At 44.7% G+C, this 17,424-nt stretch carries 9 protein-coding genes; 8 read left to right on the forward strand and 1 reads right to left on the reverse strand.

The features are described 5' to 3' along the window. Window positions 1–22 precede the first annotated feature (22 nt). From GC096_RS24085 to GC096_RS24110, 6 genes are all read left to right on the forward strand, one after another. The gene (locus tag GC096_RS24085; protein ID WP_376769519.1) at window positions 23–934 is read left to right on the forward strand and encodes an ABC transporter permease; all 912 of its coding nucleotides are present in this window, start codon (window positions 23–25) and stop codon (window positions 932–934) included. 24 nt (window positions 935–958) lie between these two features. Further along, window positions 959–1,897 (forward strand): carbohydrate ABC transporter permease, encoded by a 939-nt coding sequence (locus GC096_RS24090; RefSeq protein ID WP_312886345.1) that lies wholly within the window; start codon window positions 959–961, stop codon window positions 1,895–1,897. A gap of 59 nt (window positions 1,898–1,956) precedes the next feature. Then, window positions 1,957–3,492, forward strand: a complete 1,536-nt coding sequence (locus GC096_RS24095) for an ABC transporter substrate-binding protein (RefSeq protein WP_171633825.1) — start codon at window positions 1,957–1,959, stop codon at window positions 3,490–3,492. Between the two features lie 52 nt (window positions 3,493–3,544). Continuing rightward, window positions 3,545–4,960: an FAD-dependent oxidoreductase gene (locus GC096_RS24100; protein WP_171633827.1), complete on the forward strand. Its 1,416-nt coding sequence runs from the start codon at window positions 3,545–3,547 to the stop codon at window positions 4,958–4,960. 47 nt (window positions 4,961–5,007) lie between these two features. Further along, the gene (locus GC096_RS24105; RefSeq protein ID WP_171633829.1) at window positions 5,008–6,069 is read left to right on the forward strand and encodes an SGNH/GDSL hydrolase family protein; all 1,062 of its coding nucleotides are present in this window, start codon (window positions 5,008–5,010) and stop codon (window positions 6,067–6,069) included. A gap of 76 nt (window positions 6,070–6,145) precedes the next feature. Continuing rightward, window positions 6,146–9,655, forward strand: coding sequence for a 3-keto-alpha-glucoside-1,2-lyase-like domain-containing protein (locus GC096_RS24110; protein ID WP_171633830.1), 3,510 nt, complete (start codon window positions 6,146–6,148; stop codon window positions 9,653–9,655). 87 nt (window positions 9,656–9,742) lie between these two features. Here GC096_RS24110 and GC096_RS24115 read toward each other — a convergent pair whose 3' ends face one another. Beyond that, complete coding sequence (locus GC096_RS24115) at window positions 9,743–10,633, reverse strand: AraC family transcriptional regulator (RefSeq protein ID WP_171633832.1); 891 nt, start codon at window positions 10,631–10,633, stop codon at window positions 9,743–9,745. 118 nt (window positions 10,634–10,751) lie between these two features. Between GC096_RS24115 and GC096_RS24120 the strand changes: the two genes are divergently transcribed. Together GC096_RS24120 and GC096_RS24125 are read left to right on the forward strand one after the other, a co-directional pair. Next, entirely contained in the window at window positions 10,752–12,617 is a 1,866-nt protein-coding gene (locus tag GC096_RS24120) for an ADP-ribosylglycohydrolase family protein (RefSeq protein ID WP_171633834.1), read from the forward strand. A gap of 281 nt (window positions 12,618–12,898) precedes the next feature. After that, window positions 12,899–17,371 carry an S-layer homology domain-containing protein gene (locus tag GC096_RS24125; RefSeq protein ID WP_171633835.1) on the forward strand — a complete coding sequence of 1,491 codons (4,473 nt, stop codon included), beginning with the start codon at window positions 12,899–12,901 and terminating at the stop codon, window positions 17,369–17,371. Window positions 17,372–17,424: the final 53 nt, after the last annotated feature.

Below are 17,424 nucleotides of genomic sequence, written 5' to 3' on the forward strand. Positions count from 1 at the left end.
ATCAACCAGCAGCACAGGAGGCATGCCAGTGAAAACATTTAGAGCCTATTGGGTATTTTACTTGATGCTACTGCCAGCATCGGTAGTCCTACTCATCAACAACTATCTCCCTATGTTCGGCATTATCATTGCTTTTAAGAACATTAATTTGACGGATGGCATTCTAGGAAGTCCATGGATAGGATTGGATAATTTCACGTATCTGTTTAAAACGAACGATGCATGGATTATTACGCGGAATACTTTGCTTTATAATGCGCTATTTATTGTTCTTAATATCGTAATCGGCGTTTCGTTCGCCATTATGTTGAATGAATTAAGAAGCCGTCTTCTTTCGAAATTTTTTCAAAGTACAATGTTCCTCCCTTATTTTTTATCTGCTATTGTGACGAGTTATTTAGTTTTTGGCTTCTTAGGTACGGAGCACGGGTTCATTAATAACACGCTGCTACCTTTTATTGGGTTGAAACCGATTTCATGGTATAGCGAGCCTCAGTACTGGCCATATATCTTGTCATTTGTTCATACTTGGAAAACGATTGGTTATTCAACGGTGATGTACTTAGCTGTCATCATTGGCATCGATCATGAATATTACGAAGCGGCCACACTGGATGGAGCTAGTAAATGGAAACAAATGATTCATATTACGCTCCCATCGCTCGTCCCAATCATCATTATTCTAGCGCTGCTAGCCATTGGAAGAATTTTTTATACGGACTTCGGATTATTCTTTCAGGTACCCCTGAATTCAGGTTCTTTATTTTCCACGACGAATGTCATCGACACCTATGTATATCGCACGTTTATTACGTTGGGAGACATAGGGATGTCCACTGCAGCAGGACTCTACCAATCCCTTGTCGGTTTCGTCATGGTATTCTTCTCTAACTATATTGTTAGAAGAATTAATAAAGAGAACGCACTATTTTAAATAAAGGAGGTGGCATGCTTGGAAGTGATCGAAACGGTTAAGCCCCATAAGGCTCCGTCATTTAATCCCATTAACGCAATATCTCGTAAGGCGAACATCATCATTAGCTTGTTTTTTTGGGTGTACAGCATTTGTTGTTTATTGCCTATCATCCTTGTTCTTTCGGTATCCTTCTCAGAAGAAAAGTCAGTCCTGACGGATGGGTATCGATTTATACCTTTACACTTCAGTTTAGAGGCTTATAGGTTCATGTTTCTGGACATCAATCAGATTGTGAAATCCTATGGCATATCGGTCCTTGTTACCGTGGCAGGTACTGCTATTAGTGTGATTATTATGTCCTTGTTCGCGTATCCCATTTCACGTAATGATTTTCCTCATAAAAGGATATTTACGTTTTTCATGTTTTTTACCATGCTCTTTAACGGTGGTCTGGTACCCTGGTACCTTGTCTACACGCAGTTCCTTGATCTAAAAAATAGCATCTGGGCGTTAATTATTCCTTTGCTGATCTCACCCTTTTTCGTACTGGTTATACGTACGTTCTTTCAAACGACAATCCCACCTGCTTTGATCGAATCGGCAAGGATAGATGGTGCTGGTGAAACGACTATTTTTAGCCGCATTGTGATGCCGCTTTCCTTGCCGGTACTAGCCACTGTTGCCTTGTTCAGCACGCTAAACTATTGGAATGATTGGTTTCTAAGTCTTGTTTTTATTACGGATAATACAACGATAAGCATCCAGTACTTAATGTATAAAGCCATGCTGAATATTCAGTTTATGACGACAAATATCCAAGCGCAGCAAGGATTCACACAAGCAGGTGGAAGCATGAATTTACCAACCGAAAGCGTGAGAATGGCTATGTGTGTCATAGGCGTGGGTCCGATTGTGTTTGCGTATCCCTTCTTTCAAAGGTTTTTTATTAAAGGTTTGACCGTAGGCTCTGTAAAAGGCTGAATCTAGCCTAGACTACGTAATTCATATCAAATTGTATACAAACAAAAGGGAGGATTCGCATGAAAAGGATTCAAAAAGCTAGTCTGTTGGCCGTATCTGTTAGTATGGTTCTCGCGATTTTTTTGACGGGGTGCAGCACGAATAAGGAAACATCATCTTCGGCCGCTCTATCCTCATCCAGCCCTACGGTAGAACCTCAACTCTCACCCTACACAATAAAATTGATTTACCCTGGTGAGGTTCAAAAAGATCAAGCCCTTGTTGTAGCAGAAATGAACAAATATTTAACTAAAAAAATCAATGCAACGATTGATATTAACCCGATTTCTTCAGGCTCCTGGGGAGATAAGGTTAATCTGATGATTGCCTCTAGTGAACCGATGGACATTCTGTTCGCAGCCAATTGGAACTCATATGCCACGAACGTAACCAAGGGAGCTTTCGTTGACCTGGAAGAGAAAAATTTACTTGATAAATATGGCAAGGGCATTAAAGAAACACTTGGTCAAAGTGCGCTCGATGGTGCGAGAATTAAGGGCAAAATTTACGCTGTTCCCACAAATAAAGAAATGGCCACTTCAGGTGGATTCTTACTGAGAAAAGACCTAGTGGAGAAATATAAAATGGACCTTTCAACTATTAAATCAGAAAAAGATTTGGAGCCATTTCTCAAGATTATTAAAGAGAATGAACCGAACATGACTCCGTTGTATCTCGACGCTGGCAACAATCTTGTACAGCATCTAAACACATGGGATTACATGGGAGGGGCTACTTCCTTCGGGGCTATTGATGGAACGCTTCCGAGTACGAAGGTTGTACTCACACAGGAGCAACAGAAAGATAAAGAACAATTAGATTTGACGCACGACTGGTTCTTGAAAGGATACATCAACAAAGACGCGCCGACGACGAAAAATTCGCCAGAAACACAAGTAAAAGCTGGGAATGTATTTGCCATTGTTACACCACTAAAACCAGGTAAGGATGCAGAAGTTAGTCTAGCCTCAGGCTATCCGTTTGTGCAGGTAGAGACGATGAAGACATGGACCAGCTCATCAACGGCTTCTGGCTCGATGCTCGCGATTTCAAAAACCAGTAAAGACCCAGAGCGCGCCATGATGTTTATTAATTTGCTGCATACGGATAAATACTTACTGAATTTACTCGATTTCGGTATCGAGGGCGTGCACTATGTGAAAGTAAACGATAATGTCATTGATATCGCACCTGGTAACGATCCGAAAAGCAATAAATACTTGCCTGGTGCAGCATGGATGTTCGGTAGTCAGTTCTTGAATTACTTATGGAAGAACGAAGATCCAGAAAAGTGGAATAAATTCCGCGAATTCAATAAGAAAGCCGCTGTTTCAGTAGCTGTAGGATTTACATTTGATACGGCTGCTGTTAAAAATGAAATTGCTGCAACGACTTCTGTGAAAGTTGAGTTTTCTGGTGCTTTAAATACCGGTGCTGTTGATCCGAATACGATTCTTCCGAAATATCTCGAGAAATTGAAGGCTGCTGGTGTTGATAAAATTCTTACTGAGAAGCAGAAGCAGTTTGATGAGTTTCTCGCTACAAAAAAGAAGTAATCAAACGTAACTAGTCGCTGAATAGTGGGTAAAAAGGAACTGAGCCAAGCGAATGAGCTTGGTTCAATTCTTTTGCTTACTCATTCATGCCTATTTAAATATGGAGTTGGAGTTGAAGGAAATGCTATTGCGTGAGGAAGCAAGGGAAATTCCTATCTTTTATGAAGCGGATATATGTGTATTAGGGGGAAGCTGTACGGGAGTATTTGCTGCTGTGCGTGCTGCTCGTCTGGGAGCCCGTGTCGTTATTATTGAGAAACAGAACGCTTTCGGTGGTGTAGCGACATCGGGCTTGGTTAATATTTGGCATTCACTGCAAAATACGGAATTTGATCAACAGATCATTGCCGGCTTAACGCTGGAGACCATCGAGCGGTTGGACCGCGTAGGCGGGGTCATCGAGGAGAGGAAGAATCATTCCGCGGGGTATATGCTCAACACGGAAGAACTGAAGATTGAGTTAGACCGGCTTATTCAGGAATCGAATGTGAAGGCATATTTACACACGATGTTCGTATCTCCCCATGTAGTAAATGGCGAACTTCAGGCTGCTATTGTTGAAAATAAGTCAGGTCGCGGGGCGATTAAGGCTAAGTTATTTATTGATGCGACTGGGGATGGGGATCTTTGTGACCGATTAGGAGTCGCACAGAGGCTTTCCCCTCATTTTCAACCTTCCACAGCGTGTGCAAAGATCAGCGGATGGGAGCAAGGGACAGAAGGGATCGACTTACCGTACTTGTTGCTGAAACATAAAGATGAATTTGGGATTCCAGAAGGTTTTGGATGGGGGACTCAGGTTCCGGGATCTACTGATGTCCATATGTATGCAGGTACGCGTGTATACCATGCCAACAGCGCAGATGGCGAGGCATTGACCTATAGCGAAATGGAGGGGCGTCGGCAAGTGAGGGCGATTATGGATCTTGTCCATACGTATGGTAGAGGTGACAGGATGTCACTCGTATCACTTCCGTCCTATATAGGGACACGTGAAACCCGCCATATCGCATGTCACTATCAGTTGACGGGAGAAGACGTTCTTTATGGTCGAAGATTCGATGACGCAATTGCGAATGGGAGTTATCGTATCGATATTCATCATCAGGATAAGCCAGGTCTTACCTTCAAATATTTAGACGGTGAGCAAGCCTATATCCGGCCTGGTTATCCGAAGGAGATCGGAAGATGGCGGGAGATGACGGAGCATAATCCTACTTTTTATCAGATTCCGTATCGCAGTTTACTACCTGAGGGTCCATACAGGAATGTGATTGTGGCAGGCCGGATGTTGGACATTGATGAGGAAGCTTTCGGCGGTGTGCGAGTCATGGTCAATATGAATCAATTGGGCGAAGCGGCGGGTGTTGCGGCTTACATTGCCCTTACCGAAGAGAAGGGATTTGCCAATGTGGATGTGCAGTCATTGCGTCATCAGTTACAAAGTGGAGGATCTATTGTTCTGTAGTGAACGGCAGAGAGGGCATGAATATTGAGGACAGTGGAGGATAAGGGATGATCAACGGAGTGGCTTTTCACAACATTTGTGAAATGGAGGAGAGAGAAGGCATGCCTGGCAAGCAATTGCAACGATTTCCTCAGTCGGTGCGTACGGCGATAAGCGGCTGGGGACGAACCAGCGCAGCATTGGCCAGTGGTTGTGAGCTGCGCTTTGTTACCGAAGCAAGCCGGGTTCAGATCAAGCTTTCTTCGCTTGAAACAGAGGGGAAGGTCATGATATTCCAAGGCAACTTTTTTCATTCTGTTCAAACCTTGCTGCCAGGTATAATCAGCACCTTGGACTTAGTTAGTCGAGAAGAATTCACTGAGGTTGAACCACGATTTCTAGAGAGTAATACGTTTTCCTTTCGTGTATGGCGAATCTGTTTCGATGGCTTCAGGGCAGTTCTTCACGGAATCGATGCAACCGATTATCCAGTGGTACTGCCACAGCCTGGAGAGACACCCGAGTTAAAGATGATTGCTTACGGTTCCTCCATTACTCAGGGGGAGGGAGCAAGTAGCAACTATAACAGTTATGTCCAACATGCAGCGCACCGCCTAGGCTTCGATGTGCTGAATCTTGGTTTGAGCGGGTCGTGCCTGTGTGAACCGGAAGTTGCTGATTTTATTGCCGAGCGGAACGATTGGCAGATCGCATTTTTCGAGCTTGGTATCAACATGCGTAAGGTCTATACCGTGGCTGAGTTTCGTGATAGAGTCAGCTACTTATTGGATCGCGTAATTACGATGCATCCGTATGATCCAATCTTTATAACGACCATCTATCCAAACAAATCAACTTTTCTCAAGGATGGCGACAATCTATTAGCAGTTCGGGAAATGGAATTCAATGAAGTGTTAAGGGAGTATGCAGCACGAAAAAACCATCCTTATCTATATGTAATAGAAGGAAGCGATGTGTTGACTGATTTTTCCTCATTGACCGCGGATTTAATTCATCCATCTGATTATGGGCATATACGGATGGGGGAACACCTTGCAAAGTTGATGCAGCCGGGTATTAACACATTTCGTAATCTGCGTCCCGAACGTCGGAAGGGTGGTGATAGGTAAGAACCTAGAAAGTAAACAAATTAAAGGATGGGATGAATAGAGATCATACTTGATAAACATACAAGGAGGAAAGAAAATGAAAACAAAGTTGGCTGGCATGTTAATCATCATGCTGATGTTCATGTTTAATCCTTTCACAGAGCAGGCTGAAGCGATGACGCAATTGCACATATCACCCATTTCTTTACCAGCTGGGACGGATATTGATGCATTGACAACAACTCGCTATGACACGCCTTGGTGGGTGCAATACCATATGATGCCTCAAGAGCAAGCGGCTATCGGGTATAAAGGTGGAGAGGCCGCGCAAATGGTCTATGCGATGGCCGTTTCTCCAACAAATCCACAGCATTTACTTATAGGAACAGATACTTCAGGGATTTGGAAGAGCGAGGACGGAGGTGCAACGTGGAAATCAAGCAATGAGGGATTTGGTTTGATGGGGACGATGGATATCGCCTTTGATCCTGATAATGAAAATATAGCCTACGTAGCAGCTTCGCCGCATTCCTCCACCAGTACTAATCTTGAATCTAATTTGGCAGGTATATGGAAAAGTACAGACGGCGGCGCGAGTTGGAGACAGGTATTAACCACATCGTTTTATCGAAAATCTACCAATAAGCTGATTCGTTTCGGAGGGATCGAGAGTAATGGCAACAGAGCGATCTACGTGGCCTCACATAGTAAGGGAGTTTTCAAATCTATGGGTAATGGTGAGAAAGGTACTTGGACTAATATCGGTCTAATCGACCAAGCTATTAGTGATTTATTTGTAGATTCGGTTAGCGGAACCGTCATGGCGGCGACATATGGAATTGGCATTCAAGTCAGTTCGGATGACGGTGCGACATGGGTGGCGAAAAATACGGGATTTTCCGGATTAGAAACGGCCAGCATTACGGAAGATCCGACCAATGCCAATCATTGGTTCGCCATTGCAGATGGCAAAGTGTATACAAGTACCAATGCAGGCACTGCATGGACGGACTTGCAAGTGCCTAGACTCGATGTTGCAACAGGCGGGAAGTTTACCAAACTTCTATTTGGAGCACCGGATGCCTATGGTCATGAAAGATTATATCTCTCCATTAGAAATTCACAGTATAGTTTGAGATACAGCACAGATATGGGAGTAACATGGCACACTTCCACTGTTAATAATGGCACCGCTTTCATGAGAGATAACTGGGGATGGTTTAGTGAAGCCTTTACTACCCACCCTACAGATCCGAATATCGTATGGGTTCCGCTGGATAACGAGATTTATAAATCCAAGGATGGAGGAGAAAATTTATACCCGTCCAGCAGCGGTTTCTCAGGCCTACGTGCCAGTGGATTCCTATTTGATCCTACGGATAATCAAAATATCTATATTGCAGCCATTGATCGAGGTCTTGTAAAATCCAACGTATATGGTACAGAAAAGTATCCGATGTTTCAATACTTGATGGAAGATCGCTTTGAACCCAGGTATGAGGGGCAAAGGACTGTCCATGCGATCGCACGCGATCCTCAGGATTCGGAGCATTTGTTCATCAATATCGGGGATTGGGGCTCGCATACAATCCTATCAGAAAGCCATGACGGCGGGCTGAATTTCACACAGATTCCAGGAACACAGATGACTTCGAAAGCTCGCGTGATTATGTACCACCCGCAGAACAATAACATAATTTATGCAGGTAAAAATAAAAGCATAGACGGTGGCCTTACTTGGAGCCAATTAGATAAAGGGATTGCCGCTGTGTCTCCATTCAATGGAGATGTAGTATGGTCAGCGGATGGAGGAGTTATTTCAAAGTCAACGAATGGTGGTTCGCCAATAAATGGTGTTTCCTCATGGGTAACGATTACTTCCTCAATCAGCGGTATTCAGAATATCGTACCGGATCTATTTGTGGCGGACCGGCTTTGGATAGGCAGCTTTGCATCGGGGCTATATCGTCTTGATGGAAGTACGCTAACGAATATAAATGAATCGAATGGCTTGGTCAAAAGCTTGAGTGGCTCTTTACCTATTTTTGATATCGCACAGGATCCTAGTAATCAACTGCATCTCGTAGCAGGAGGGACAGATAATCAAGGTTTAACGCCTAGCGCAGGTCTATTTGAAACATTGGACGGCGGTCAGAACTGGCGGGTCGTCGAAGGGCTTAAAGGCACCAAGGATATATGGAAGGTAGCCTTCCACCCCAATTTGTCAAGGGTATATGTAGGCACTTCCTCTGGTACTTGGGTCTATGAATATGATAAGTATTATGATCGCAACTTGTTTAGTGATAATTTTCAAGATGGAGACTCCGCAGGATGGGCCTCCTTGCTAGGAACATGGAATGTAGCGCCGGAGGGCTCTAAAGTGCTCAGTATACCATCTGTAGATGGTCAGATTGCAGCAGGTGACTCGAACTGGACGAATTATTCGGTTCAAGCGAAGGTTAAAATGACAGGCCAGGGAAGCGGGGGAACGGGAGCAAGTCTCATTTTCCGATACCAAGATGCTAATAATATGTATGCCTTTCAACTTAATAAAGCGGATGGTCAAATAAAAGTCTTGAAAAAACAAGCGGGCACTTGGACAACAATAGGTACACCGGTATCTCAACCGATTGAACTGAATCAATGGTACATAGTTAAGGTATTTGTTAATGGATCCTCAATCATCTGTTATCTAGATGGCGTGGAGAAGATTAATATGACAGATACGACATTTAGCATGGGTAAAATTGGATTTAAGGCTTACAACATCTCTTCTGTTTACGATGATGTAAGTGTAAAAGAACTTTCAGGCACGAGCCTTTTCAGTGATAATTTTGATGACGGAGATTCCGTTGGTTGGACTCAAGTGCTTGGTACTTGGACGGTTGTGACAGATGGCATCAACAAGCTGTTGGCAGCCAATTCAAATTCTGGGGAAAATTTAGTATCAACCGGGAACACGAGTTGGAACAACTATGCCGTTCAGTCGAGAATCAAAATGACCTCGGAAGGTCCGGGAAGTTCAGGAGCAGGCCTGGTGTTCCGATACCAGAACGGTAATAATATGTATTATTTCCAACTAAATCGAGCAAGCAACCAGTTGAAAATATTGAAAAAACAAGCTGGTAACTGGACCATACTGGCGACCGTATCCCAAACGCTCAGCTTAGATACTTGGTATGCGGCTAAGATCTTGGTGAATGGTTCTACGATTAAAGGCTATCTGAATGGGGATGAGAAAATTTCAGTCACAGATACTGCGATAGGAAACGGAGCCATTGGATTCAGAACTTATTACACATCCGCTTTATATGATGATACATTGGTGACAATGTATGTACCTGTCACAGGCATAACGCTTTCTGTGACAAATGCGACATTAGATACCGTAACGAATAACGTCTATCATCTCCAAGCTACCGTTATGCCGCTTGAAGCGAATAATAAAAAAATGGTGTGGACGTCGAGTAATCCAACAGTTGCGACCGTGGATCAGACGGGCAATGTGACGGCTTTAAGTGCTGGGGTAGCGACAATTACAGTAGCGACGGCGGAGGGTGGGGTTCAAGCTACTACCAGCCTTCAGGTAAATACTGTATTACCATAGCGATTCGTTAGCTGGATTTGATAAAATAAGGAGCTATCTAGTAGTTGAATTTCTACTAGACAGCTCCTTATTTCTGTTGTACCACGTCTACCCCATCGGCTCTTTATTCCGATAATGCAGAGGAGCGACACCTTCGATCTTTTTGAACATACGGCTGAAGTAAAAAGGATCCGGATATCCCACTTCACTGGCAATTTCCTGAACACTTTTATCTGTAGTGCGCAGCAGATGTTTGGCGCGTTGGGTTTTGAGTTGGTGGATATAATTGTGGATGTTCGTTCCGGCATACTTTTTGAACACCTGACAGAGATATTCATATTTGCGATCCATCAATCGTTCTAATGTCTCTTTGGAAATGTCCGAATCGTAAAAATTATTCAAGTAATTGACTAGATTGCGAAATGTAAGGTAGGAAGCGGAGAAAGCGGTGTCCAATTGGCTTTGCTTCAAAAAATCATTGGCCATAAGACGAAGGATTTCACCAAGTAATAAGGTGGCATGAAAACGAAAATAGCCCGTCGGTTGTTTCATTGTCTCGACTAGCTCTTCAAACAAGCCGAGCAATTTAAAACGTTGCAAAGAACGAAACTGACGTGGGATAACAAGCAAATCTTCATGCAGGTTTTCCGTGGTTCTAAGTTCGGTTCGTTCGGCATGGACAATATTAAGCTCAGCGGCTCGATCCAGCACGAATTCATTAAGGGTAGGATTGCAGGAAAATTGCACCCAAAAAAATTGACCTTGTCGTTCTTGGGAATTCCAACCAGTGTGCGTTTCCCAAGGCTTCAAAAGAAGCGACTCCCCAGCATGTAAGGTCATACGTTCATCAGCAGTCTGCAAATGCACCGTTCCGTCAGCAATGACGATAAGCTCATAATAGGGATTATGATGCTGACCGAAGAAATGGGGGTTATTTGCATCGAAAAGATCCGCCCATTTGACATCCAATGTGGATAATCGCGAAAGAGAGTAGTGCATGGCATGACATCCCCCGATGTTTTTTCTTTTTAGAACAAAACTATGTACATGGCACTATATTGGAACCGCTTTTATACTAAATTCAATGTCCATTATATCAAACAACGGAGGTTTTCACATGTCTATCAGCATTTTAAATGAACAAGATTACTATCGTATCGTATTTGGGGGATGGCTGGGGAAAAATATCGGAGGAACGCTGGGTGCACCGGTCGAGGGCAAGAAGGAGCTGCTTGAATTGAGCTTTTATCCGGAACTGCCAGACGGCCCACTAGAGAATGACGATTTGGACCTGCAATTGGTGTGGCTGCACGCTTTGGAGCAGTATGGTCCGGGATTGACCGCAACTGAACTTGGACAGGAATGGTTAGAGCATGTCTTTTTCCCATTTGATGAATATGGCTATGCATTGACGAATTTAAGAAGAGGTTTACTTCCACCAGTTGCGGGTTGGTTCAACAATCCATTCAATGACTGTATGGGCTCACCTATTCGTTCCGAAATATGGGCAATGGCAGCTCCAGGTGCCCCGGAAATTGCAGCTCACTATGCGTATCAGGATGCGATCGTAGATCATGCTGGCGGTGAAGGGGTCTATGGTGAAATGTTTTTCGCTGCTTTGGAAAGCGCCATTTTCTTCGAGAAAGACAGGGATCGGTTGATTGCGATTGGAATGAAGTATATCCCTGAGGAGAGTCGCACTTCCAAGGCCTTGAAAGATCTGCTTCGGTGGCATCAGGAAGGAAAGAGCTGGATTGAAACGCGTTTGCTCATTCTAGAGCACCATGGCAGTGACAATTTTACCGATGCCCCTCAAAATATTGCCTTTACCATCCTTGGATGGTTGTATGGGGAAGACTTCGAAGACGCGATATTGAAAGCCGTCAATTGTGGTTACGATACAGATTGTACCGCAGCAACGCTGGGTGCCATATTGGGAATGCTGCTAGGACCGGAAGGCCTGCCTGCTAAGTGGGTAAAGCCGGTAGGTGACCGTATCGTCGTCAGTCCCCCAATTAAAGGATTCCCAGCGCCCCGAAATTTGGATGAGTTAACGCGCCGTACAATCCGTATGGGCAAACAGATCCTCGCTGCTTGGGATACCGAGATTATGGTGCATCCAGAGCTTCCTACTTCGTGGAACAAATCATTGGTTGAGGGAGAAGCAGAAGAAGCAATAAGGACGCTCTGGGAAAGTAAAATAACGTCCAATCGTTACTTGCTGCCGCAAGGAACGAAAAGAAACCCGGATGCAGAATTAATCATCGATTTCGGAGCGGATGGTCCAGCTATCGGACCAGGTCAAAGCAAGGTACTGCAGTTCACGCTGACGAATCGCTCATTAACCCAGATCGATGGGAATATAGCATTAGAGCTGCCTTCAGGTTGGCATGGACCAACAACGGTTGAGATTAGCCTGCAACCAGATGAATCCTTCCAATGGGATACGGAAATCCAGGCTGGATCGATTGCAGCTGCAAGTCATGAGCTAACGTTTAGTTGGACACGAATTCATGATCAAGCGATATGGTCGATTCAAAAAGTACCGTTTGCCATGGTCAACTCCTCCAGATGGATCGTCAGGGGTCCCGAAGATGGCGAAGGAGAAGTGGTCTATTTCCCGGGGAATAGGGTACAGTGGAAGAAAGTTGAAGTAGAAGGCGTGTATAAGGCGGAAACAAAGCTTACCAATCCGATTGAGCGCAAGCTGAGACTTATTGCAGCAGCGAATAGTCCCGTAACGCTGAAGCTGAACGGTCAGACGGTGATTTCATGCAAAGAAACGTTGGAGTTCATGCCAGCGTATCACCGTGCCCCTGATCAACAGTATGTGGAGTTGACTCTAACAGCTGGAAGTCATCTTGTGGAAGTAGAGGCCATTAGCGATGGCTCACCGCTTGAGGTGTATATCATGCCGGTGGCACTTCTCGATACAACATCACCGGGGCCTCACTATTATTATACGGATATATTATTGGGATAAACGATCTGAATTTGCCAAAGCAGCAGTGACCAAAAAGATTGCCAATCACCTAGCCAGTAAGGCCGGGATGAGTGGCAATCTTTTTTATTGAGTTAAATGAGCTTTAGATGCGTTCGATATTTTCATTAGCGTTGTAGCTGAGCGTCAATATCAATAAATATCTGCCCTCGAAATGGAGATTACCGCATTATAACCAATGGCCCCAGTTGTTATAATGAAAGAGTGGAAGCGCTAACATCCTTGCAAAAGTCAGCGAAGTTATACAGGGGGGGAATTAACAGATGATAACAATGAAACGATTTTTCAGTATGATCATGGCGGTTGTTTTTACGGCAGGGTTTCTTTTTAACCCGCTAACAACAAGTGTAGAGGCAGCAGTGCCTCCAGAAAATAATGCAGCAGCTCCGAAAGCAGTAATCTATCCCTATAATCAACCAGCGAAGTATGCGGCTTCCGTTAACTACACGCTGAAGGCGAACGGCGTGGAGATTCCGGTAGTCAAAGCTTTTGACGATTATGATTATGCGAACTTTTCCATGTCTAATGGACCTGTGACCTTCGAAGTTACGATATTAAATACGGACAAAGTTCATGATTACGCAATTAGCCCCAAGAAACTGGGAATTCAACCGGACAGCGTTGTGGGTCGAACCTTGACGTTCACCACGCAGAAAGACGAATATTTGATTGTTACGATGAACAGCAGGAAGACTCGCCTCGTCATTGCGGCTGATCCAGCAGAGAACGATGCGCCTGCAACTACAGGGACAGGTATTTTCAATGTAGGACAAGCCCCTTATCTAGTTAACTCAACCGGGGACAAAACGGGCGTGGCAGCTAGAACAGCAGCCATTCAGCAAGCCATTGACGATGCTAGCAGTTACGGTACCCAGGCAGGAAACGGCGTCCAAGGAATCGTGTACATTCCTGCGGGACAATACTATATAGGCAATCTCGTGCTGAAAAGCAATACTGCGCTTTATATGCAGCCGGGGGCAGTGTTCATAGGAACTGGAAAAACAGCCGATTATAAAGAGCACTGGTACAAGGATTCTATGGGCAGGCCGGCAACCTGGTGGATTTCCACCGCATTTGATTCGACGAACATCAAGCTGTATGGACGTGGAACAATAGATGGGAATGGCGCTGCGCTACATGACGATAAATCGACGAATGGCAAAGGTATGATTAACAATCTGGTTGTGCCCATCGCGACATCCAATTTCATCATGGATGGGATTATCATACGCGAATCCGCGTCTTGGGCGGTTACGCCAGTTCGATCACATGACCTTAGTTTTACGAATGTGAAGTTTTTTAACAGTTTGGGCATGGGTGAAAATGACGGGATTGATGTGTGCGAGTCGCAAAATGTCGTAGTGAGAAATGCGATCGGGATTGCCCTGGATGATCCCTTCTCGACGAAAGCTTGGAAAGAAACGACGGATATTGCATCGGGCAAAGTACCTTGGCCCGGCAGTCCACAGCCTGTAAGTAATGTGCTCTTTGAGGATGCCATCTCATGGACATTGTGCTACGGGTTCAAAATTGGCCAAGGGGTTATGCAGGATCAGAATAATGTAGTCTTTCGAGATGGCGTCGTGTACAAGGCTGCTGTCGGGTTTGCCATTCATCACAAATATGGCACTGGTGCTGTGAGCAATGTCACCTTTGAGAATATGGATGTCGAGGATATTAGCGGCTTCAACGAAGATAACAGTGCTTGGATGACGCTTTTTACGGTAAATGGGAGCAATTCGGGTGTAGGTCCGATCTCAGGAATTACGGTTAAAAATATTACAGTACGCGATGCTGGCGAGGGTGTTGCCAAAATAAAAGGACTGCCCGATGCGCCTATTAGCGGAATCACATTTGAAAATGTCTATATGCCGGGAAAAGCCCAGCCTGCGACAAGCTTATATGAGATGAATTTCGCGAATAAGGACAATTTCAGCGATATTACCATCAAACCGGTGCAGAATCCTGAACCTCGGCCGCAGACGAACTTGGCCCTGAATCAGCCGGCGGTTGCTTCCTCTAATGACAGTACGGTGGATACGGCGCCTTGGGCTTTTGACGGAGATATGTCGACCCGATTCGGTTCCAAAAGAGCCGTCGATCCAGGCTGGATTTATGTTGACTTGGGAACCATCAAATCTATTAATGAAGTGAGGCTTTACTGGGAGGCTGCCTACGCAAAAAGCTATCAAATTCAGGTGTCGAATGATCTGCAAACCTGGAATAACGTGTATAGCACGACCACTGGCAAAGGTTTGATGGAGAAAATTACGTTTAATCAGATCAATGCTCGATATGTAAGGATGTACGGTACAGTAAGGGCTACGCAGTATGGCTATTCCTTGTGGGAGTTTGAAGTCTATGGTCCAGAAGTTTTTCCTGAAACCATCTCTTTGAACAAAACAGCATTTACCTTGCTTCCAGGCGAAACGGAGACCTTGACAGCAACGGTGCTGCCAGCAAATACAACGAACAATATAGCATTATGGTCGTCGAGCAACAAAAATGTAGCAACGGTAGATAAAAATGGACTAGTTACTGCGATTGGCTTAGGAACAGCTTTCATAGAAGCCAAAACCTCGAATGGTGAATTCAAAAAAGTGGCAACGGTTACGGTAGCTGAACTGAACAAGCCTCAATTGTTATCTGTCATAAGCGGAGATGGTTACGTGAATTTGAGCTGGAGTAACGTAGACAGGGCCACGAATTACCGCATCTATGCTAGCGCAACAGCGGGTTCATATGGATCCCCGCTAGCAACGGTTAGCAATGAAGTTTACAATTACAAGGCTGAAGGGCTGAATAACGGCGATACCTATTACTTCGTCATTAAGGCAGTTCGTGGTGAAAGAGAGAGCGTCGTTTCCAATGAACTGTTAGCAGTGCCACAAATAGCAATGCCGGGAGTACCTCAAGTAACCTCTGCGTTGCCGGGCGATGCCCAAGTGCGTCTCACTTGGGATGCACTGGATTCAGCCACGGATTATCATATTTATGTCAGTGATCAGTCAGGCTTATACGGAGATGAACTTGCAACCGTTAGCGGCTCTGTTTATACGTATGATGTTGTGAATTTAACGAATGGAACGCCTTACTACTTTGTTTTAAAGGGCAGCAATCTAGGAGGATTAAGTGGAGCATCCCAAGAAGTTAGTGCAACACCACAAATATCGCCGCCTGGAGCACCAACCGTTAAAGCCCCAGTTGTTAGCAATAGACAAGTAAGTCTCAGCTGGGACCCGATGGATCATGTAACGAATTATCAGATTTTTGTCAGCATGAATTCAGGTGAATATGGAAACGAACTTGCAACAGTTAGCGGCGCTGTTTATACGTATGATGTCGTGAATTTGATCAATGGTACGAAGTACTATTTTACCGTTAAAGCTGTAAATCCGGGTGGAGTCAGCGAAGCATCGCAAGAAGTAAGTGCGGTTCCGTATACGGAAGAACAGTCCAATAGTGGTGATGGCGATCAATTTAGTACACCATCGGGACAAGCTCCTGTTACCTCACCAATAGGTGAGTTGGGCTCCACAGTCAAGGATGAACTAGGAGGCAAATCCACAACCACTTATACGGTGGATGCCCAAAAGCTGGAGCAGCGTTTATCCACAGGTGGAGGGGGTAGCCATATTATTCTGTCGACTTCGGGTACAACGGACGCGTTCATAGGTAAACTGACCGGACAAATGATTAAAAGCATGGAGCAAAAGAATGCTGTGCTAGAACTACAAACCGATGCAGCTAGGTATACTTTACCAGCAAAGCAGATTCAAGTTGAAAGTTTACAGAGTCAGTTTGGCGAAAATGTGGAGTTTCAAGATATTACAATCCAGATTGAAATTGTGAAACCAAATGAGGATATGATGCAGCTTGTAAAGAATACCATTTCCACTAACGAGCTGGTACTGAAATCTTCGCCAGTTGACTTCAAAGTGACTGCAAGCTATAAGGGCCAAACTATAGAGATTTCACAGTTCAGCAATTATGTAGTAAGAATGCTGCCGATCGAAGATCAAGCCGATGTGGGGCAAATCACGACAGCAGTCGTGATCGATCAAGACGGAACTTTACGGCACGTACCGACCAAGATAGTGAAAGTAGACGGAAAATATTGGGCCCAAATAAGTAGTTTGACGAATAGCGTCTACTTTTTGGTCTCACACCGCATCGAGTTTGGAGACGTTCAAAATCACTGGGCGAAAAAAGAAGTGAATAATTTGGCAGCCAGAATGGTTATTCAAGGGCAAGACGATAATCACTTTAACCCGGATCATGACATTACAAGAGCGGAGTTTACTGCTATTATCGTTCGGGCGCTAGGACTGAAGCCGCAAAATGGAAGTAGTTTATTCGCTGATGTTGCTCCTACTGCGTGGTACCATGATGCGATTCAAACTGCCTCTGCCTACCAGCTTATTGGGGGTTATGAGGATGGCACTTTCCGGCCGATGAGTACCATCGACAGGGAACAGGCGATGATGATCATGGCTAATGCGATGAAATTAACAAGCATGAAGGAGAACGTATCAGACGCAGCACTTCTTACCAAGTATCAGGATGCCGATCAGGTATCGGAATGGGCGCAAAGAAGCATAGCCATCTGTTTACAGGGAGGCATAGTTGCTGGCCGAACGGACAGCACGTTAGCACCGAAAGGGCAATTGACAAGAGCAGAAGTTGCTGTCATGTCGCAACGTCTTCTGCAGCAGGCAGGGTTGATCAATCCGTAAGAGGAAAGGCGTGTTTCATCGAAATTGATGCTCTTTCGCATTTTTGACCAATA

Origin of the sequence: Paenibacillus plantarum, assembly GCF_013141695.1 — a bacterium.
In the GTDB taxonomy this organism is placed as follows: domain Bacteria; phylum Bacillota; class Bacilli; order Paenibacillales; family NBRC-103111; genus Paenibacillus_E; species Paenibacillus_E plantarum.

Coding starts and splice junctions, on each gene's coding strand:
- GC096_RS24105 (WP_171633829.1), top strand. CDS start 5,008: ATGATCAACGGAGTGGCTTTTCACAACATTTGTGAAATGGAGGAGAGA.
- GC096_RS24115 (WP_171633832.1), bottom strand. CDS start 10,633: ATGCACTACTCTCTTTCGCGATTATCCACATTGGATGTCAAATGGGCG.
- GC096_RS24110 (WP_171633830.1), top strand. CDS start 6,146: ATGAAAACAAAGTTGGCTGGCATGTTAATCATCATGCTGATGTTCATG.
- GC096_RS24095 (WP_171633825.1), top strand. CDS start 1,957: ATGAAAAGGATTCAAAAAGCTAGTCTGTTGGCCGTATCTGTTAGTATG.
- GC096_RS24085 (WP_376769519.1), top strand. CDS start 23: ATGCCAGTGAAAACATTTAGAGCCTATTGGGTATTTTACTTGATGCTA.
- GC096_RS24120 (WP_171633834.1), top strand. CDS start 10,752: ATGTCTATCAGCATTTTAAATGAACAAGATTACTATCGTATCGTATTT.
- GC096_RS24100 (WP_171633827.1), top strand. CDS start 3,545: ATGAGCTTGGTTCAATTCTTTTGCTTACTCATTCATGCCTATTTAAAT.
- GC096_RS24125 (WP_171633835.1), top strand. CDS start 12,899: ATGATAACAATGAAACGATTTTTCAGTATGATCATGGCGGTTGTTTTT.